This window comes from Bacillus sp. 204(2023) (assembly GCF_037027505.1).
Lineage (GTDB): Bacteria > Bacillota > Bacilli > Bacillales > Bacillaceae > Bacillus > Bacillus subtilis.
This window is the reverse complement of sequence record NZ_JAXCHE010000008.1, coordinates 48,920-72,325: the sequence shown is the minus strand read 5'-3', so window position 1 is coordinate 72,325 and position 23,406 is coordinate 48,920. Positions and strand designations below refer to the sequence as shown.

At 46.4% G+C, this 23,406-nt stretch carries 3 protein-coding genes; all 3 read left to right on the top strand.

The genetic code is table 11. From position 1 onward, the window contains the following. Nucleotides 1-324: 324 nt before the first annotated feature. Genes ppsA through ppsC form a run of 3 tightly spaced genes read left to right on the top strand, consistent with a single transcriptional unit; the run spans nucleotide 325 to nucleotide 23,402 of the window. Complete coding sequence (gene ppsA, locus WA279_RS16045) at nucleotides 325-8,010, top strand: plipastatin non-ribosomal peptide synthetase PpsA (protein ID WP_336155972.1); 7,686 nt, start codon at nucleotides 325-327, stop codon at nucleotides 8,008-8,010. Between the two features lie 24 nt (nucleotides 8,011-8,034). Next, entirely contained in the window at nucleotides 8,035-15,717 is a 7,683-nt protein-coding gene (gene ppsB, locus WA279_RS16040; protein WP_336155970.1) for a plipastatin non-ribosomal peptide synthetase PpsB, read from the top strand. Between the two features lie 17 nt (nucleotides 15,718-15,734). After that, the gene (gene ppsC / locus WA279_RS16035; protein ID WP_336155969.1) at nucleotides 15,735-23,402 is read left to right on the top strand and encodes a plipastatin non-ribosomal peptide synthetase PpsC; all 7,668 of its coding nucleotides are present in this window, start codon (nucleotides 15,735-15,737) and stop codon (nucleotides 23,400-23,402) included. Nucleotides 23,403-23,406 lie beyond the last annotated feature (4 nt).

Here is a 23,406-nt window from a genome sequence, read left to right as displayed (position 1 = left end):
TTGTCGAACCTTCCAACAATTAGAAGAATGATGCGCAAAAGCAAATTAGTTCGATTAAAAAGTAGTGTATAAGACCTTATACAAAACAATACTTTTATCACTTTATATCCGGAAATTTGATAAAAAAAGAAACGAAAAATAAAGAAATAATACTATATTCAAAAAAATGTTATAAAAATTTAATGTTTTTTATTGTACTTTAAAAAATATCCGTTAATATAGTGCATATATGGATTATATAGTCATATAATTTCTTTTATTGTCATTTTTCTGCTTTTTTCTACTTTTTCTTATCCTCTTATTATGAGAACTGGAGGGAATCCGTTGAGCGAACATACTTATTCTTTAACCCATGCCCAAAGGAGAGTGTGGTTTACCGAACTGCTGGAGCCAAATACCAGCATTTGCAATCTCACAGCCTGTGTGAAATTCAAAGGCAATATTGAGCTTGATACTCTGGAGGGAGCGCTGAATCATTCCATCTCCCGCAACGACGCCATTAGATTTCAGCTGTTAGAAGGAGAAGAGCTTGAGCCGCGATTGCACCTTACTGAATATAAATATTATCCACTTAGAATAATTGATTTTTCAAAAATTGAAATGATAGAAATAGAGCAATGGATTCAGGATCAAGCGAGCATTCCATTTAAACTGTTCAACTCGCCTCTTTATCAATTTTACCTCCTTAGAATTGACTCTCATGAAGTTTGGCTATTTGCGAAATTCCATCATATCATAATGGATGGAATCTCTTTAAACGTGATGGGAAATCAAATTATAGATCTTTATCAAAAAATGAAAAAGAAAGATCCTTTACCTGATCAGCCGGAACCTTCTTACTTGAGCTACATCGAAAAAGAGAGTCAATATCTACAATCTCCGCGGTTTGCAAAGGACCGTTTATTTTGGACGCAAACCTTTGAGCACCCGTTGGAATACCACTCGTTAGCCGACCAGGCGTCCTTACAAAAACAGAGCACATCTGCATCCAGAGATACCATCATTCTTTCACCTGATCTAGAGCAAACGATTCGAATCTTCTGCGAAGAACACAAGATCAATATCATTTCCTTATTTATGGCTTCATTTTACATATGCATCAGCCGAATCACTTCTAAAAAAGATCTTGCCATTGGCACCTACTATGGCAACAGAGGGTCAAAGGCTGAAAAAGAAATGCTCGGCATGTTCGTTAGTTCTCTTCCAATCAGAATAACGGTTGATCCTGACACAGATTTTCTTTCCTTTGTCCGCACAATAGGCAGGGAACAGCTTTCTGTTATGCGTCATCAACGGTTTCCTTATAATTTGCTTGTAAATGAATTAAGAAATGAACAGAAGGATTTACACAACCTTATCGGTATATCTATGCAGTATCAGCCACTTCAGTGGCATAATGCAGATGATTTTGACTATGAAACAGCGCTTTATTTCAGCGGATACACCGCGAACGAGCTTTCAGTTCAAATACAAGAACGGATAGACAATGGAACCATTCAATTAAATTTCGACTATCAAAATACCTTGTTTTCTCTTGAGGATATTAAACGAATACAATCTCATCTGCTTACCATACTGGAAAACGCCCTTCAACATCCGCACAGCTTTATAAGAGAATTAGATATGACGAATACAAGAGAAAAGCAAAAATTGTTGTATGAGTTTAACAAGACGGAAGCTGTTTCGCCTAAAGCTTTCACCCTGCATGGGCTGTTTGAGCGACAGGCAGCTTTCACACCGGAGCGGCTGGCCATTCGCTTTTCAGGCGGTTCGCTGACATACGCTGAGCTTGATATGTACGCCAGCCGGCTGGCTGCGCACCTTGCGGCACGCGGCGTCACAAACGAAAGTATCGTCGGTATCCTGTCTGAACGCTCACCTGACATGCTGATCGCTGTCCTTGCTGTATTGAAGGCCGGAGGGGCGTATTTGCCGCTTGATCCTGCGTATCCAAAGGAGCGGCTGAGCTACATGCTGAAAGACAGCGGGGCATCGCTCTTGCTGACACAGCCGGGATGCTCCGCACCGAACTTTTCTGGCGAAACGCTTGAAGTGGACATGACATCTCTCGCGAGCGAAAAAGCAGAAAACCATGAGTTTACTCCTGCTGACGGCGGATCTCTCGCCTATGTCATCTATACATCGGGCTCTACCGGGCAGCCGAAAGGAGTGGCCGTTGAGCACCGCCAGGCTGTTTCTTTTCTGACCGGCATGCAGCACCAGTTTCCGCTTTCGGAAGATGACATTGTCATGGTGAAAACCTCTTTTTCCTTTGATGCGTCTGTCTGGCAGCTGTTTTGGTGGTCGCTTTCCGGCGCTTCGGCGTATCTGCTTCCGCCCGGCTGGGAAAAAGACCCCGCGTTGATCGTACAAGCCATTCATCAGGAAAAAGTGACAATGGCTCATTTTATTCCGGCTATGCTGAACAGCTTTCTCGATCAAGCGGAAATGTTAGCGCTCGGTGACGGAACAAACCTAAAGCGTGTATTCGCCGGAGGTGAACCGCTTGCGCCGCGTACGGCAGCCCGTTTTGCTTCTATCTTGCCGCAGGTATCATTAATCCATGGTTACGGGCCGACAGAAGCAACGGTAGACGCGGCATTTTACGTGTTGGACCCAGAACGGGACAGGGACCGTTTGCGGATTCCGATTGGGAAGCCCGTACCCGGTGCGCGTTTGTATGTTTTAGATCCACATTTAGCCGTACAGCCTTCTGGTGTCGCCGGCGAACTGTACATTGCCGGAGCGGGTGTTGCCAGAGGTTATTTGAATCGGCCGGCATTAACGGAGGAGCGTTTTCTTAAGGACCCGTTTTACCCGGGTGAACGCATGTACAAAACCGGGGATGTGGCGCGCTGGCTCCCTGACGGGAATGTTGAATTCCTCGGGCGCACGGATGATCAGGTAAAAATCCGCGGCTACCGGATTGAGCCGGGAGAAATTGAAGCGGCACTAAGAAGTATAGAAGGTGTAAGGGAGGCGGCCGTTACCGTACGGACAGACAGCGGCGAGCCGGAATTATGCGCTTATATAGAAGGGCTCCAAAGAAACGAAGTGCGAGCACAGCTTGAGAGACTGTTGCCGGGCTACATGGTCCCAGCCTATATGATAGAGATGGAACAGTGGCCGGTTACGCCAAGCGGAAAGCTCGACCGAAACGCCCTGCCAGCTCCTGGCGGAGCGGCAGATGCGGAGACCTACACGGCGCCGAGAAACGTGACTGAGATGAAGCTTTCTCAGCTGTGGGAGGACGTGCTGAAAAATGGCCCTGTCGGGATTCACGATAACTTTTTTGACCGCGGGGGGCATTCCTTAAAAGCAACAGCGCTTGTCTCACGGATCGCCAAAGAATTCGATGTACAGGTGCCGCTAAAAGATGTGTTTGCCCATCCGACGGTAGAAGGACTGGCTACCGTTATCCGTGAAGGAACGGACAGTCCATATGAAGCGATTAAGCCCGCTGAAAAACAGGAAACCTATCCGGTTTCCTCTGCCCAAAAGCGGATTTATGTCCTTCAGCAGCTGGAGGACGGAGGAACAGGCTACAATATGCCGGCTGTGTTAGAGCTCGAAGGGAAGCTCAACCCTGAAAGGATGGACAGAGCTTTCAAAGAGCTGATCAAGCGCCACGAGTCGCTTCGAACCGCCTTCGAACAGGACGCAGGAGGCGATCCGGTGCAGCACATCCATGACGAGGTGCCGTTTACGTTACAGACTACAGTTCTCGGCGCACGAACCGAAGAGGAGGCCGCAGCCGCATTTATCAAACCGTTTGATCTCAGCCAAGCGCCGCTGTTCCGTGCCCAAATCGTAAAGGTATCAGATGAGCGGCACCTGTTGCTGGTTGATATGCATCACATCATTTCAGACGGTGTTTCCGTCAACATTCTGATTCGGGAATTCGGCGAGCTGTACAATAATCGGAAGCTTCCGGCACTGCGCATTCAATATAAAGATTATGCCGTATGGCAAGAAGGATTCAAAACAGGAGACGCGTACAAAACGCAAGAGGCGTACTGGCTGAAGCAGCTCGAGGGCGAGCTGCCTGTGCTGGATCTTCCGGCTGATCATGCCCGCCCGCCGGTGCGAAGCTTCGCGGGTGACAAGGTCTCATTTACGCTGGATCAAGAGGTTGCATCAGGCCTTCACAAGCTGGCACGAGAAAACGGAAGCACACTGTACATGGTGCTCCTCGCGGCTTACACCGCGTTCTTGTCACGCTTAAGCGGACAGGAAGATATCATCGTCGGCTCGCCAATTGCCGGCCGGCCGCACAAGGATCTTGAGCCGATACTCGGCATGTTTGTGAACACGCTGGCGCTTCGGACACGTCCGGAGGGCGGGAAACCGTTTGTGCAGTATTTGCAGGAAGTGCGTGAGACAGCATTGGAAGCCTTTGAGCACCAAGATTACCCGTTCGAAGAGCTTGTCGATAAGCTTGAATTGACACGAGATATGAGCCGGAACCCAGTGTTTGATGCGATGTTTATCCTTCAAAATGTGGAAAAACAGGACATAGATCTGAGAGAAATAAAAGTCCGGCCTGCCAATTTCGCACATCACATTTCTTTATTTGATATCACATTAATAGCTACGGAAATAAGTGGATCTATTTGCTGCGAAATGGAATTTAGTACAGAAGTATTCCTAAAAGCTACGATTGAACGGTGGGCTGATCATTTTATCGAATTTCTGCATGCGGCACTTTCAACCCCTGAAACAAGCCTTGCACAAATAAACATACTTAGTGATAAAGAAAAACAAAAAATAGTCTTTGAATTTAACAAAACTCAGGTTGAATTTGCTCAAAAAGATGTTCCTTTTCATCGCATATTTGAAGCGAAAGCTGAAGAAATTCCAGAACATATAGCTGTTATTGATAACGAAACAGAGATTAGCTATCGCCTTCTAAATGAAAGAGCCAATCGTCTGGCACGAACATTGCAAAACAGAAAAGGACCGAAGCCAACTGTGGCTGTTTTAGCCAAGCGGTCCATTGATGCAATTGTTGGGGTGCTGGCAGTGATGAAAGCTGGCGGAGTGTATATCCCAATCGATTCACATTATCCAAAAGCTCGTATTGAATACATTCTTCGTGATAGCGGGGCAGATATTCTTCTTTTACAGAGAGAGTTGAAGCATTTGATTTCGAACTCGCCCGAATCTGAAATGTCTCACATCTTCCTTGACGATGAGGGCTCTTCTGAAGAAAGTAACTGCAACTTTAACTTATCTCCTGCTCCTGAAGAGCCGGTATATATCATTTATACGTCAGGAACGACGGGTGCGCCTAAAGGTGTTATTGTCACCTATCAGAACTTTACTCATGCTGCTCTTGCTTGGCGTCAAATTTATGAACTGGATCGGAAGCCTGTCAGACTGCTTCAAATCGCGAGCTTTTCATTCGATGTCTTCTCAGGAGATTTGGCGAGAACATTGACCAACGGCGGGACTCTAATCGTTTGCCCAGATGAAACACGGCTGGAACCTGCTGAAATATATAAAATCATGAACTCTCAGAGAATCACGGTGATGGAGTCGACACCGGCTCTCATTATCCCGGTGATGGAGTATGTATACCGTAACCAGTTCAAGCTTCCTGACTTAGACATACTGATTCTTGGCTCCGACATGGTGAAAGCTCAAGATTTCAAAACATTGACAGATCGCTTTGGCCAAAGCATGCGCATCATTAATAGCTATGGTGTCACAGAGGCAACCATTGATTCGAGCTTCTATGAAACCAGTATGGGTGGAGAGTGTACGGGAGATAACGTACCAATCGGCAGCCCGCTGCCGAATGTACACATGTACGTACTCAACCAGACTGATCAAATTCAGCCGATCGGTGTTGCCGGCGAGCTGTGCATCGGCGGGGCAGGTGTTGCGAAAGGCTATCATCATAAACCTGACTTAACGCAAATGAAATTTACAGAAAATCCATTTGTCTCTGGAGAAAGGCTGTACAGAACCGGTGATCGAGCATGCTGGCTTCCAAACGGAACGATCCGGCTTCTTGGCCGAATGGATTATCAAGTAAAGATAAATGGATACAGAATTGAAACAGAAGAAATTGAAAGTGTTCTGCTTCAAACGGGGCTTGTCAGAGAAGCTGCTGTTGCCGTTCAGCATGATAAAAATGGACAGGCTGGTTTGGCAGCATATATTGTGCCTTCAGACGTCAATACGAATGCTCTCCGTGCTGCTTTAACAAAGGAGCTGCCAGCGTATATGATTCCTGCACATCTGATTCCTTTAGAAAACATGCCGCTAACCCTAAACGGAAAGCTGGACAGAAATGCCTTGCCGGCTCCAAATAATGTGTTATCGCGTCCATATACCGCACCAGTTAACGACATACAAAAAACTATGGCGTATATATGGGAAGATGTACTGAGCATGTCACGAGTCGGCATTCACGATTCCTTTTTTGAGCTTGGCGGAGACTCAATTAAAGCATTACAAGTAGCAGCACGTCTGGCAGCTGAAGGCTGGAGCATGACAATACGCGACTTATTCCGTTATTCAACGATTCAGGAACTATGCGGACATATCACACCATTGGCATCTCAAGCGGACCAGGGACCTGCGGAAGGTGAAGCTGAACTCACCCCGATTCAGCGAAGATTTTTCGGACAGGTACATGCTTTTCACTATCATTACAACCAGTCCGTCATGCTTTTCAGTGAAAAAGGATTCAATGCTAACGCGCTTCATCTAGCGCTGCGTAAAATAACCGAGCATCATGATGCCATTCGCATGATTTTCCAGCGTGACCAAAACGGCCATGTCATTCAGTTTAATCGCGGAATCAATCACAAGGATCATGAACTGTTTGGCCTCTATATTTCAGATTGGACAAAAGCATCGCTGGAAAGGACTCACCTTGATGAAAAACTTGCCGCTGAGGAAACCGTCATTCAAAGCAAAATGAATGTAGAAAAAGGGCCTTTGCTGCAAGCAGGTTTGTTTAAAACGGCAGAAGGGGATCATTTGCTGATTGCACTTCATCATCTTGTGATAGATGGCGTTTCTTGGAGAATTCTGCTTGAAGATTTAGCTGCAGCATATCAACAGGCTTTAGAAAAGAAAGAAATCCAATTACCGCCAAAAACGGATTCTTATTTATCCTACGCCGATGGTCTTACCCAAATAGCTGAAAGTAAACAATTGCTTTCAGAGAAACCGTATTGGCAAACGATTTTAGACGCTCACACTGCTTTTCTTCCTAAGGACATAGAAAATGTGCCGGACAGACTCCAAAAGAACAGCGACGCAGCAGCGTTTGTACTATCCGGGGACTGGACTGAAAAATTGCTGTTTGAAACCCAGCAAGCCTATGGCACTGATGCCAACGAACTTTTGCTTACGGCTTTAGGAATGGCGCTTTCTGAATGGACTGGGCATGACCAAATCGTGATCAGCACTGAGGGACACGGCAGAGAAGGGCATGTGCCAAACATTGATATTTCAAGGACCGTTGGATGGTTTACTTCCATTTATCCTATTCTGCTAGACATGGGTATTCCCGAGCCTTTCGAGGATCAGCTCGCATACCGAATTAAGACGACTAAAGATATGCTGAGAAGAGTACCGAACAAAGGAACTGGATACGGATTGTTAACACAGATAGGAGAACTGCGGCATAAAGAGCCTGAGGTCAGCTTTAATTATCTCGGTCAATTTAGCGAAGAGAAGGAAGCTGAAACGTTTCAATTATCATATTACCAGCCCCGTTACGAAATAGCGGGTGAGAGAGAACGAGAGTATGAGCTGGACATCAATGCTCTCATTACGGACGGACGGCTTCAAGTAAAAGCGGTATACACCCAAGTGTTCAGCAAACACTCAATTGAGTGCTTTATGGATCGTTTTCACAGGCATCTTATCGAGACGATTGAGCATTGTTCGCAGAAAAAAGCACGCGAAAAAACACTGAGCGATTTCAGCAATAAGGAATTAACGTTGTCTGCATTATCTAGCATCGAAGATCTCGTGAAAGATCTTTAACTTTTGAAAAGGTGTGTGGAATTGATGGCACAATCGGCACAAATTCAAGATATTTATCCGTTATCGCACATGCAGGAAGGAATGCTGTTTCATTCACTAATGGATTTCAGCTCGAAAGCATATATCGAACAGACCTCGTTTACGATCACAGGGAATCTATGCGTCGACTCGTTTCAAAAGAGCTTAAACCTTCTTGTTTCTAGATATGATATTTTCAGAACGATTTTCATTAAAGAAGTACCAGATCTTACAGGTCCGCAGCAGGTAGTCTTATCAAACCGGGAATTGACAGTATATAGAGAAGATATTTCTCGCAAGGCTGATCAAGAACAGCAGACGCTGATTGATGCTTTTATGACTAAGGATCGGGAAAAAGGATTTGATTTGCAAAAAGATCCTTTAATGCGTCTTGCCCTTTTTGATAGAGGAGACAGCCAATATACATGTGTCTGGACACATCACCATATCATCATGGATGGCTGGTGTCTCGGCATTATTCTTAAAGAGTTTTTCAGCATGTATGATTCGCTCAAAAATAACTCACCTGTACAGCTTGGCAGCACGGTGCCGTACAGCCGTTATATTGAATGGCTCGGAGAACAAGATCAAGAAGAGACTGCTGCCTACTGGAGCGAATATTTGAAGGAGTACGGCAATACTGCTTCTATTCCCCGGATAAAGCGCCGCACGGCAGACGGGGATTATAAAGCCGACCAGGTCAGCTTTTCATTAGCGCCGGATATGGTTGAGAAACTGACAGAGGCTGCCCAAAACTGGGGAGTGACATTAAACACGCTGTTTATGAGTATTTGGGGCGTGCTGCTCCATCGATATAATGCTGCAGATGATGCCGTTTTTGGCTCCGTCATTTCGGGACGCCCGTCAGCGATTGACGGGATTGAATCAATGGTCGGCTTGTTTATTAATACAGTCCCAGTGCGAATTCGATCTGTGGAGGGCATGACGTTTTCTTCGCTGGTCAAAGCCGTGCAAGAGGATATTTTATCATCTGAACAGCATGGGTATTACCCGCTTTATGACATTCAAAACCATAGTCCATTAAAGCAAGGTTTGATCGATCATATTTTTGTATTTGAAAATTATCCTGTACAGCTTGATCAGGCATTACGCATTGAGAGTGAGAATGACGCAAATGTGCTGAAGCTGGGTGATATTTCAATGTCGGAGCAAACAAATTACGACTTTAATATCGTTATCGTTCCGGGAGAATCATTTTATATCAAATTCAGCTACAACGCAGCCGTTTACGAGCGGGAGGAGATGCTGAGGATTCAGGGGCATCTAAAGCAAGCACTAGATTGCATTTTGACAAATCCCGATGTTGCCGTCAGTGACATCAATATCGTGCCGCCGGAGGAGCAACAGATTATCCAATTGTTTAACGAAACTGAGCGTCCTTATGTGAACAAAACGATACCCCAATTGTTCGAGGAACAAGCTCACAAAACACCTGAAGCTGCTGCATTGAAAATGGGAGACGAATGCTGGACCTATCGCCAATTACATGGAAGAGCCAATCAGATTGCGCACGCCCTGATAGAAAAAGGCGTTGGATCTGGAGATATCGTGGCTGTGATGATGGGACGGTCAATGGACATGCCTGCAGCTCTGCTTGGGATTTGGAAAGCAGGCGGCGCTTATATGCCGCTTGATCCACATTTTCCAGCAGAACGTCTTTCTTTCCTGCTGAAGGACAGTCAAGCGGCTCAATTGCTGATAGAAGAAGACCTTATTTCCTTGATCCCTCCGTCCTATGAAGGAAATACGATAACGATAGAACATACAGAAAGTTACCAAACAGAAGCGCCAAATATGCCGCCAGGTGACCTAGCCTACTTGATCTATACGTCGGGAACGACGGGGCGCCCTAAAGGGGTTTTAGTAGATCATCACGGTATTGCCAATACATTGCAATGGAGACGGGAAGAGTATGGCATGGCCGAACAGGATATATCCCTCCATTTGTTTTCGTACGTGTTTGACGGCTGTGTAACGAGCTTATTTACCCCGCTTTTGTCTGGTGCGTGCGTACTGCTGACAACAGATGACGAAGCGAAGGATGTGCTGGCCCTTAAGCGAAAAATAGCCCGTTATAAGGTCAGCCACATGATCATTGTTCCTTCCCTGTACAGGGTGTTATTGGAAGTGATGACTGCTGACGATGCAAAAAGTCTTCGTATTGTGACATTTGCGGGTGAAGCGGTCACGCCTGATCTGCTTGAGTTGAGTCAAATGATTTGTCCTTCTGCAGAACTGGCAAATGAATACGGGCCCACAGAAAACAGTGTGGCAACAACAATATTGCGGCATCTGAATGAAAAAGAGAGGATCACGATCGGACACCCGATCAGAAACACAAAAGTATTTGTTTTGCACGGAAATCAAATGCAGCCGATCGGCGCGGCGGGTGAACTGTGTATTTCCGGCGCGGGTCTTGCGAGAGGATACTACAAACAGCAAGAGCTGACACAGAAAGCATTCTCCGATCATCCATTCCTTGAAGGGGAACGTTTATACCGAACAGGTGATGCAGGCCGCTTTTTGCCTGATGGAACGATTGAATATATTGGACGTTTTGATGATCAAGTAAAAATTAGGGGTTACCGTATTGAACTGAGAGAGATTGAAACAGTTCTTCGACAAGCACCGGGGGTAAAGGAAGCCGCGGTACTGGCCCGTGATGTTTCTGCTGAGGAAAAGGAGCTTGTTGCTTATATCGTTCCAGAAAAGGGAAACAGCCTCCCAGATTTGTATCAGCATCTTGCCGGGACATTGCCGTCCTATATGATCCCAGCAAGTATTATCAACATCGGCCGGATGCCATTAACATCCAGCGGCAAGCTTGACAGGTTTGCGCTTCCTGAACCAGAAAACAATACGAGTGTCACATATATGGCGCCCCGAACCTTAATCGAAGCTGATCTCGCACATATTTGGGAAGATGTGCTGAATAAACAGCAAATCGGCATTCGTGATGATTTCTTTCAGTTAGGCGGACAGTCCTTAAAAGCGGCCGCACTAGTATCAAGAATACATAAAAAGCTTAATGTCGAGCTGCCGCTCAGTGAGGTGTTTTCATATCCGACGGTTGAAAGCATGGCGGGCAAATTGATGAGCTTAAAAGAACACGCTTTTACACAGATTGAACCTGCGGATCAAAGAGATGTCTATCCGCTGTCTTTCTCGCAAAAACGATTATATGCTCTTCATCAGCTGGCAGATGACAGCACAGGCTACAACATGCCAGCTGTACTTGAATTACGCGGAAATCTGAATCGCCAGCGGTTGAGAAGCGTTCTCACAGAACTTGTAAATCGGCATGAAGCATTACGGACTGTTTTTGTGCTTGACAGAGACGAGCCTGTGCAGATCATTTATCCAGAGATAGCTTTTGATCTAAAAGAGCTTGAAATGGAATCAGAACAAATGCTTGAGTCTGCAATCGAGACTTTTATCAAACCGTTTGATCTATCATCCGGTCCGCTTTTTAGAGCATGTGTCATTAAAATGGGCAATAATCGCGGCTTTTTGCTGCTCGATATGCACCATATTATTGCCGACGGTGTCTCGATGAGCACTCTTGTCCAAGAATTTACTGACTTATATTGCGGAAAAGAGTTGCCAGCTTTAAACCTGCATTATAAGGATTTTGCTGTTTGGCAGCAAGAGAACTACCCGAAAGAGCTATACAAAAAACAGGAGGCCTACTGGCTCGGTCAGCTTGGCGGGAGTCTTCCTACACTAGAATTACCGCTTGATAAAACAAGGCCGCGTCTCCCTGATTTCAGCGGTGGAACAATTGAAGTCAACATTGATAAAGACATGGCTGATGAGCTGCACCGTTTAATGGCTGAAACGGGAACAACATTGTATATGATTCTTCTGGCTGTCTATTCTATTTTGTTATCTAAGCTAAGCGGGCAAGAGGATATTGTTGTCGGTTCGCCTGCTGCCGGAAGACCGCACGCTGATCTGGAGCGCGTCATCGGGATGTTCGTCAATACATTGGCGATGCGCAGCAAGCCCGAGGGCCACAAAACGTTCAGCTCCTATTTGCAGGACATTCGCCACCTGGCTCTGACCGCTTACGAGCATCAGGATTATCCTTTTGAGGAGCTGGCAGATAAGCTCGATACAAATCGGGAGGTAAATCGCAACCCGCTGTTCGATGCGATGCTTGTGCTTCAAAGCAGTGAAGATTTCCGGTTCGAAGTGCCTGGTCTGTCGATTTCGTCTGTCACTCCTAAACATGATATATCTAAATTCGATTTAACATTACACGCTGAGGAGCATCCGAGTGGAATACGCTGCCGTTTTGAATACAGCACTGCTCTTTTTGAAGAAGAAACCATTACGCAGTGGGCATCCTATTTTATTGAATTGGTGAAAGGGGTAACGGCGGATACCGAGATGAGAATTTCGGACATGCAATTGCTTCCTGCTGCAGAGCGTAGGTTGCTCCTTGAAAAAATGGGGCAGTATGCAGCTTATCCCAGAAATGAAAACATAGTAAGCTTATTTGAAAAGCAAGCCGCTAAATATCCGGAGCATATCGCAGTGGTGTGCGGCCATTCTCAGCTTACGTATCGAGACCTGAATGAAAAAGCCGAGCGGGCAGCTGCTATGCTGATCAAACAAGGAGTCAGCACTGGGGATATCGTCGGTCTGATGCTCGATCGGTCACCTGATATGATCATTGGCATTTTATCGATTTTAAAAGCTGGAGGGGCCTATTTGCCGATTGATCCTGAATATCCTCAGGAGCGTATTAGCTTTATGCTCAATGACAGCGGAGCAAAACGGCTGCTGACAGAGCGCGGTCGAAACAAACCTGCAGACTACACCGGACATATTTTGTATATCGATGAATGTGAAAACGACTCAATTCCGGCTGATGTAAACATTCAAGAAATAGTAACGGATCAGCCCGCATACGTGATATACACATCTGGAACGACTGGCCAGCCAAAGGGCGTCATTGTCGAGCACCGCAATGTGATCAGTCTTTTAAAACATCAAAACCTGCCTTTTGAATTTAACCATGAAGACGTCTGGACGTTATTTCATTCTTATTGCTTTGATTTCTCTGTATGGGAGATGTTCGGTGCACTATTGAACGGAGGTACATTAGTCGTGGTCTCTAAAGAAACAGCCCGTGACCCCCATGCATTCCGTTTATTGTTAAAAAAAGAGCGCGTCACTGTACTCAATCAGACCCCGACTGCTTTTTACGGCTTGATGCTTGAAGATCAAAATCATACAGATCATTTAAACATCCGCTACGTGATTTTTGGCGGCGAAGCCTTACAGCCCGGATTGCTTCAAAGCTGGAATGAAAAATATCCTCATACTGATTTGATTAATATGTACGGTATTACAGAAACAACGGTCCATGTAACATTCAAAAAATTGTCCGCAGCAGACATTGCAAAAAATAAAAGCAATATCGGACGGCCGCTTTCAACTCTGCAGGCTTATGTGATGGATGCTCATATGAATCTGCAGCCGATCGGAGTTCCAGGGGAGCTGTATATAGGCGGCGAAGGTGTGGCACGGGGATATCTCAACAGAGATGAGCTGACCGCTGACCGTTTTGTATCCAATCCTTATCTTCCGGGAGACAGATTATACCGAACAGGAGATCTTGCTAAGCGCCTGTCAAATGGCGAGCTGGAATACTTAGGCCGCATTGATGAGCAGGTGAAAGTCAGAGGGCACCGTATTGAGTTAGGCGAAATCCAAGCGGCACTTCTTCAGTATCCAATGATTAAAGAGGCGGCTGTCATTACCAGAGCAGACGAGCAAGGGCAAACAGCTATATATGCATATATAGTGATAAAAGATCAACAGGCTGCGAATATATCAGACATCCGAACTTACCTAAAAAACGCCTTGCCTGACTTTATGCTGCCTGCCCGTATGATACAAATTAACAGCATCCCAGTGACTGTTAATGGAAAGCTCGATCAGAAAGCCCTGCCAGAGCCTGAAAAACACGCTTATACAGCTGATGATATCAGTCCTAGAAATGAGATTGAAACGGTGATGGCTGAAATTTGGGAGGAGCTTCTTAATGTAGATGAGCTGGGTGTAAGCGCCAATTTCTTTGAGCTTGGCGGAGACTCTATTAAAGCGCTGCAGGTTTGTGCCAGACTGAAGCAGCGCGGATTTGAAACGACAGTACGTGAGATGTTTGAACATCAGACTCTTGGTGAACTGTCCGCCCGGGTTCGAAAAAACGTACGCGCCATTGATCAAGGCCCGGTCGAAGGCGAGATGACTTGGACACCTATCCAGCAGTGGTTTTTCTCGCAATCTCTGGAAAGCCATCATTTTAACCAGTCCGTTATGATCTACCGGGCTGAACGATTTGATGAGGCTGCGCTTAGAAAAGTACTAAAAAGCCTTGTGACTCATCATGATGCACTGAGAATCGTATGCCGGCATGAAGATGGCAGGCAGGTGCAGATAAACAGAGGGATAGATCTTTCAGATGAGGAGCTATATGCACTTGAACTGTTTGATGTAAAGGATAGCCTAACAGAAGCACGGAACACGATTGAGGAAGCAGCCAGCCGGATGCAAGAACATATTCGTTTGGAAACCGGCCCCTTGCTTCACGCTGGATTGTTTAGAACCGAGAATGGTGACCATTTATTTCTGACGATTCATCACTTAGTTGTTGATGCGGTTTCCTGGCGAATTTTGTTCGAGGATTTTTCAGCTGCTTACAAACAGGCAGTCTCAGGAGAATCTATTAAACTGCCGCAAAAAACAGATTCATATTTAACGTATTCACAAAGAATAGCTGACTACTCTAAAAGCCGCCAGGTGCAGCGCGAAGCAGCGTACTGGGATGAGTGCGAGAACCGTCACATCCAGCCTGTTCCAAAAGACAATGACGCAGCATCTAACACATTCAAAGATACAGAAGTGATTGATTTTGAGCTATCTCGCCATCACACAGAATTACTATTAACGGCTGCACATAAAGCTTACAGCACGGAGATGAATGATATCCTTCTGACAGCTTTAGGTCTTGCTTTGCAGAAATGGACGGGAAATAACCAATTTAAAATCAGCATGGAGGGCCACGGAAGGGAATCATATCTTGAGGACATCGATATTAGCAGAACTGTTGGCTGGTTCACCTCCATTTATCCTGTGTGGCTTGATATGAGAGATTCCGATCATAAGGACAAAGAAGAGCGGCTGGGCCACCTTATTAAACAGACAAAAGATATGCTGCACCGTATACCGCATAAAGGCGCGGGCTACGGCGTGCTGAAATATATCAGCAAAAGATGGGGCTCTCAGAAAAACAGCCCAGAAATCAGCTTTAATTATTTAGGCCAGTTTGATCAGGATATTCAATCAAATGCCTTTGAGGTGTCTGACATCAAGCCAGGAAATGAGATCAGCCCGAACTGGGAGCGTCCTTATGCACTGGATATCAGCGGCGCCGTTTCTTCGGGGTGCCTGAACATGCACATCATCTATAACAGGGTTCAATTTGAGGAAAAAAGAATCCAAACATTTTCCAGGCATTTTAAACAGACTCTGGAAAACATCATTGAGCATTGTACCGGCAAAGAAAACCGAGAGTGGAGCGCATCTGATTTCACTGATGAAGACTTAACGCTTGATGAATTGAGTGAGATTATGGGAGCCGTCAACAAACTATAGGGAGAGGAGATTCACTGATGCCGCAGCAACCTGAAATACAGGATATATACCCTTTGTCATTTATGCAGGAAGGGATGCTTTTTCACTCATTGTATGATGAACAGTCGAGAGCTTATTTTGAACAGGCTTCTTTTACGATCAATGGACAGCTTGACTTGAAGCGTTTCCAGAAAAGTATGGATGCTGTTTTTGACAGGTACGATATCTTTCGAACAGCATTCATCTATAAAAATGTAGCCAAACCTCGTCAAGTCGTGCTCAAGCAACGTCATTGCCATGTTCATGTTGAAGATATTTCTCATCTCAATGAAAAAGATAAAGAACATTGTACAGAGGCATTCAAAGAGCAGGATAAATCCAGGGGCTTCGATCTCCAAACGGATGTACTGATGAGAATATCTATTTTAAAATGGGCGCCTGATCATTATGTCTGTATCTGGAGCCACCATCATATTTTAATGGATGGCTGGTGTTTAGGCATCGTCATTAAAGACTTTCTCCATATTTATCAAGCGCTTGGAAAAGGGCAGTTTCCTGATTTGCCTCCCGTACAGCCGTACGGGACGTATATTAAATGGCTGATGCAGCAAGACCGGGAAGAAGCAGCTGAGTATTGGAAAAAGAGGCTTCAGCATTTCGAAAAAGCTTCACCTCTGCCTAAAAGAACAGATCAAATGTCGGATGGGACATTACAGCAGATCACGTTTACCATTCCTGAAAAAGAAACCTCCGAATTACAGAAAATCGCTGCAGCATGTGGTGCGACACTTAACACTGTTTTCCAAGCTTTATGGGGAATCATGCTCCAAAAGTTCAATCGCCGCGACGATGCTGTGTTCGGATCAGTTATATCAGGCAGACCTTCTGAGCTAAAAGATGTGGAAAACATGGTCGGACTTTTTATCAATACCATTCCTATTCGAGTCCAAAGTGATTTTCTGTCTTTTTCTGACCTAGTCAGCGGAATGCAAAAGGACATGACTGAAGCAGAAGCGTATAGTTACTTCCCTTTATATGACATTCAGGCGCAGAGTGCTCTTAAACAAGAGCTGATTGATCATATTATCGTCTTTGAAAATACACCTACTCAACAAGAGATTGAAGAGCTGAATCAAGCTGGATCATTTGATTTCTCCGTGAAAGATTTTGAGATGGAAGAGGTAACTAATTATAGATGCAGTGTCAAAGTGATCCCAGGGCGTACTTTGTACGTTCGGATTCATTTTCATACAGGCGCTTATCAACCAAATATGATGTCTGAAATAAAAGATTATTTACAGCACATGATCTCTGACGTCATCTCTGATCCATCTCTTCCTGTGTCAAAGATGACGTTGCTAGATGAGGACAAAACACGGAAAATCGTTTCTCAAAATAACAGGACAGTATCTGTTTCACCTGAAGCCCCAACCCTGCATGGGCTGTTTGAGCGACAGGCGGCAGTCACACCGGAGCGGCCAGCGATTCGCTTTTCCGGCGGTTCGCTGACATACGCTGAGCTTGACATGTACGCCAGCCGGCTGGCTGCGCACCTAGCGGCACGCGGCGTCACAAACGAAAGTATCGTCGGTGTCCTGTCTGAACGCTCACCTGACATGCTGATCGCTGTCCTTGCTGTCTTGAAGGCCGGAGGGGCGTATTTGCCGCTTGATCCTGCGTATCCAAAGGAGCGGCTGAGCTACATGCTGAAAGACAGCGGGGCATCGCTCTTGCTGACACAGCCGGGATGCTCCGAACCAAACTTTTCTGGCGAAACGCTTGAAGTGGACATGACATCTCTTGCGAGCGAAAAAGCAGAAAACCATGAGTTTACTCCTGCTGACGGCGGATCTCTCGCCTATGTCATCTATACATCGGGCTCTACCGGGCAGCCGAAAGGAGTGGCCGTTGAGCACCGCCAGGCTGTTTCCTTTCTGACCGGCATGCAGCACCAGTTTCCGCTTTCGGAAGATGACATTGTCATGGTGAAAACCTCTTTTTCCTTTGATGCGTCTGTGTGGCAGCTGTTTTGGTGGACTCTTTCCGGTGCTTCGGCGTATCTGCTTCCGCCCGGCTGGGAAAAAGACCCCGCGTTGATCGTACAAGCCATTCATCAGGAAAAAGTGACAACGGCTCATTTTATTCCGGCTATGCAGAACAGCTTTCTCGATCAAGCTGAAATGTTAGCGCTCGGTGACGGAACAAACCTAAAGCGTGTATTCGCCGGAGGTGAACCGCTTGCGCCGCGTACGGCAGCCCGTTTTGCTTCTATCTTGCCGCAGGTATCATTAATCCATGGTTACGGGCCGACAGAAGCAACGGTAGACGCGGCATTTTACGTGTTGGACCCAGAACGGGACAGGGACCGCTTGCGGATTCCGATCGGGAAGCCCGTACCCGGTGCGCGTTTGTATGTTTTAGATCCGCATTTAGCCGTACAGCCTTCTGGTGTCGCCGGCGAACTGTACATTGCCGGAGCGGGTGTTGCCAGAGGTTATTTGAATCGGCCGGCATTAACGGAGGAGCGTTTTCTTGAAGACCCGTTTTACCCGGGGGAACGCATGTACAAAACCGGGGATGTGGCGCGCTGGCTCCATGACGGGAATATTGAATTCCTCGGGCGGTTGGATGATCAGGTGAAAATCCGCGGCTACCGGATTGAGCCGGGAGAAATTGAAGCGGCACTAAGAAGCGTTGAAGGCGTAAGGGAGGCGGCTGTGACCGTACGGACAGACAGCGGGGAGCCGGAATTATGCGCTTATGTAGAAGGGCTCCAAAGAAACGAAGTGCGGGCACAGCTTGAGAGACTGTTGCCGGGCTACATGGTCCCAGCCTATATGATAGAGATGGAACAGTGGCCGGTTACGCCAAGCGGAAAGCTCGACCGAAACGCCCTGCCAGCTCCTGGCGGAGCGGCAGATGCGGAGACCTACACGGCGCCGAGAAACGTGACTGAGATGAAGCTTTCTCAGCTGTGGGAGGACGTGCTGAAAAATGGCCCTGTCGGGATTCACGATAACTTTTTTGACCGCGGGGGGCATTCCTTAAAAGCAACAGCGCTTGTCTCACGGATCGCCAAAGAATTCGATGTACAGGTGCCGCTAAAAGATGTGTTTGCCCATCCGACGGTAGAAGGACTGGCTACCGTTATCCGTGAAGGAACGGACAGTCCATATGAAGCGATTAAGCCCGCTGAAAAACAGGAAACCTATCCGGTTTCCTCTGCCCAAAAGCGGATTTATGTCCTTCAGCAGCTGGAGGACGGAGGAACAGGCTACAATATGCCGGCTGTGTTAGAGCTCGAAGGGAAGCTCAACCCTGAAAGGATGGACAGAGCTTTCAAAGAGCTGATCAAGCGCCACGAGTCGCTTCGGACCTCCTTCGAACAGGACGAAGGCGGCGATCCGGTGCAGCGCATCCATGACGAAGTGCCGTTTACGTTACAGACTACAGTTCTCGGCGCACGAACCGAAGAGGAGGCCGCAGCCGCATTTATCAAACCGTTTGATCTCAGCCAAGCGCCGCTGTTCCGTGCCCAAATCGTAAAGGTATCAGATGAGCGGCACCTGTTGCTGGTTGATATGCATCACATCATTTCAGACGGTGTTTCCGTCAACATTCTGATTCGGGAATTCGGCGAGCTGTACAATAATCGAAATCTTCCGGCACTGCGCATTCAATATAAAGATTATGCCGTATGGCAAGAAGGATTCAAAACAGGAGACGCGTACAAAACGCAAGAGGCGTACTGGCTGAAGCAGCTCGAGGGCGAGCTGCCTGTGTTGGATCTTCCGGCTGATCATGCCCGCCCGCCGGTGCGAAGCTTCGCGGGTGACAAGGTCTCATTTACGCTGGATCAAGAGGTTGCATCAGGCCTTCACAAGCTGGCACGAGAAAACGGAAGCACACTGTACATGGTGCTCCTTGCGGCTTACACCGCGTTCTTGTCACGCTTAAGCGGACAGGAAGATATCATTGTGGGCTCGCCAATTGCCGGCCGGCCGCACAAGGATCTTGAGCCGATACTCGGCATGTTTGTGAACACGCTGGGGCTTCGGACGCGCCCGGAGGGCGGGAAGCCATTCGTACAGTATTTGCAGGAAGTGCGTGAGACAGCATTGGAAGCCTTTGAGCACCAGGATTACCCATTCGAAGAACTTGTCGATAAGCTTGAATTGACACGGGATATGAGCCGGAATCCGCTGTTTGACGTAATGTTTGTTCTTCAAAACATGGATCAGGAATCGTTGGAGCTGAATGAACTTTGTCTCAAACCTGCAGCAAACAATGGGCATCAAACGTCCAAATTTGATTTAACCCTATATGCCCAGGAACAGCCCCACGGTTTGCTGACGTTCCAAATGGAGTTTAGTACTGACTTATATAAGAAAAAAACGATAGAAAAGTGGCTTCAATACTTCATCAATATGTTACGCGCCATCATCCAAGACAACAAAGCCGCTCTCGGAACAATAAATATCCTGAATGAGGATGAGACCCATTACCTTATCCACGAGCTCAATCGTACAAAAATAGATTATCCAAGAAATGAAACCATCAGCAGACTCTTTGAAATGCAGGCTGAACAAACACCTAATGCTGTAGCTATTGTCAGCGACACCCAAGTATTCACTTACGAGGACCTGAACAGCTGGGCAAATCAAATTGCCTCAGTTCTACAGATTAAGGGCGTAGGGCCTGATAGTGTTGTAGCCTTGTTGACAGGCAGAACACCAGAACTCATTGCAGGAATGCTGGGCATTCTGAAAGCCGGGGGAGCCTATCTGCCTATTGCTTCTGATCTGCCTGTTGAACGAATAGCTTATATGCTGTCAGACAGCGGGGCGGCATTACTCCTTCAATCTGAAAAAACAGAAAAACAGCTATTAGACATTGAATGTGAACAAATCATAATCGAAGATATTCAAAAGCAAGGAGAAACGAAGAACGTTGATTCTTCAGCAGAGCCACATTCACTTGCATATATCATTTATACCTCTGGATCAACCGGTAAACCAAAGGGTGTCATGATTGAGCAGCGAAGTGTAATTCGTCTTGTTAAAAACAGCAATTATATTACATTTACACCTGAAGACCGCCTTTTGATGACATCATCAATCGGTTTCGACGTTGGGTCATTTGAAATTTTCGGACCGTTGCTAAATGGTGCCGCTTTGCATCTGTCCGATCAACAAACATTTCTCGATTCCCATCAGCTTAAGAGGTACATAGAACATCAAGGAATCACAACGATTTGGCTGACATCTTCTCTATTCAATCATTTGACAGAACAAAATGAACAAACATTTTCACAGCTGAAACATTTGATTATAGGCGGAGAAGCTTTGTCGCCGAGCCACGTCAATCGAATCAGAAATGTCTGCCCTGAAGTATCTATATGGAATGGATATGGCCCTACCGAAAATACAACTTTTTCGACATGCCTTCACATTCAAAAAACATATGAACTTTCCATTCCGATCGGGCGGCCGGTTGGTAATTCCACCGCTTATATCTTAAATCAATGGGGAGTGCTGCAGCCGGTCGGAGCTGTCGGTGAACTTTGTGTCGGCGGAGATGGCGTCGCCAGAGGATATTTGGGCCGTCCTGATTTAACGAAAGAGAAATTTGTCCCACATCCATTTGCACCTGGCGATCGACTGTATCGCACAGGTGATCTGGCGCGCTGGCTTCCTGATGGCACAATTGAGTACATTGGCCGTATTGATGATCAAGTAAAAGTCAGAGGCTATCGGGTGGAGCTGGGTGAAATCGAATCAGCACTTCGTCAAATAGACGGGGTCAAAGAAGCCGCAGTGTTAGCACGTACAGCCCAGACCGGGAGCAAAGAGCTGTTTGGCTATATCAGCGTAAAAGCAGGCACGAATGCTGAACAAGTGCGTTCACTTCTCGCGCGTTCGCTGCCAAACTATATGATCCCGGCGTACATTATTGAAATGGAGACTCTTCCGCTCACATCAAACGGCAAATTGAACCGAAAAGCACTTCCTGAACCAAATTTCACATCTAAACAAACGTACGCTCCACCTCGAAATGACCTTGAAGACCAACTTGTGTTGATCTGGCAGGAGGTTCTCGGCATCCAGAGGATCGGAATAGAGGATTCGTTTTTTGAATTGGGCGGAGATTCAATCAAAGCGCTTCAAGTTTCTGCACGCCTTGGGCGCTATGGGCTAAGCTTGCAGGTAAGTGATTTATTCCGTCATCCAAAGATAAAGGACTTATCACCATTTATCCGTAAGTCAGAGAAAATCATAGAGCAAGGACCCGTTCAGGGAGACGTTCCTTGGACGCCTGTTCAGCAATGGTTTTTTTCACAAGATATTGAAGAAAGACACCATTTCAATCAGTCTGTCATGCTATTCCATTCTGGACGTTTGTCTGAAAACGCCCTTAGACCAGCCTTGAAAAAACTGGCGGAGCATCATGATGCGCTTCGGATGGTTTATCGCAACGATGATAGGCGATGGATTCAAATCAACCAAGGCATTCATGAGTCACAGCTATACAGCTTAAGAATCTCTGATCTTTCACAGTCAGAAAGCGGCTGGGAGACGCAAATCAAACAAGAAGTTGCAGATCTTCAGCAAAGCATCAATTTGCAGGAAGGACCATTGTTGCACGCCGCTTTGTTTAAAACACTGACCGGAGATTACTTGTTCCTTGCGATCCATCACCTTGTCGTTGATGGTGTCTCATGGCGGATTTTGCTGGAGGATTTGTCAGCCGGATATCAACAAGCTGATGCAGGCCAGACGATCCAGCTTCCGCCTAAAACGGATTCCTACCAGGAATACGCAAGACGCATACAGGAATATGCCCAAAGCAGTAAGCTGATTCGCGAAGAGGCGTATTGGCGAAGTGTAGAAGAACAGCAAGCCGCAGAACTGCCCTATGAAATACCGCATCATGTGAACATCGACTTCAGCAAAAGGGACTCATTAAGCTTTTCACTGACTGAAGCAGACACCGCCGTCTTGCTGCAAAACGTCAATCACGCCTATGGCACAGATACACAAGATATTCTGTTAACCGCAGCATCCTTGGCGATTTGTGAATGGACAGGAGGAAGCAAGCTCCGTATCGCTATGGAAGGACACGGGAGAGAACACATTCTGCCAGAGTTAGATATCAGCAGGACGGTCGGCTGGTTTACATCCATGTACCCGGCCCTCATAAGCTTTGAAAATCATAGGGATGAGCTCGGAACCTCAGTAAAAACCGTTAAAGATACACTGGGCCGGATACCAAACAAAGGGGTAGGTTACGGTATGCTGAAATACCTTACACACCCTGAAAATAAAAGCATTACGTTTTCAAAAACACCTGAAATCAGCTTTAACTATTTGGGCCAGTTCAACGACATCGAAAGACAGGACACCTTCCGCCCATCAAGCCTTGGTAGCGGAAAGGATATCACTCATACATGGAAGCGTGCGCAAATCATCGAGATGAGCGCAATGGTAGCAGACAAAAAGCTCCATTTCAATCTTAGTTATCCGCCAGCCCGCTTTCACAAAAACACAATGGAGCAGCTTATTAACAGGATTGAACACTTTTTGCTGGACATTATGAAACACTGCGCCGGTCAACAGAAAGCAGAAAAGACACTGAGCGATTTCAGCAGTCAATCATTAACGGCAGAGGACTTGGACAGCATATCCAGCTTGGTGGAAGAATTGTAGAAAA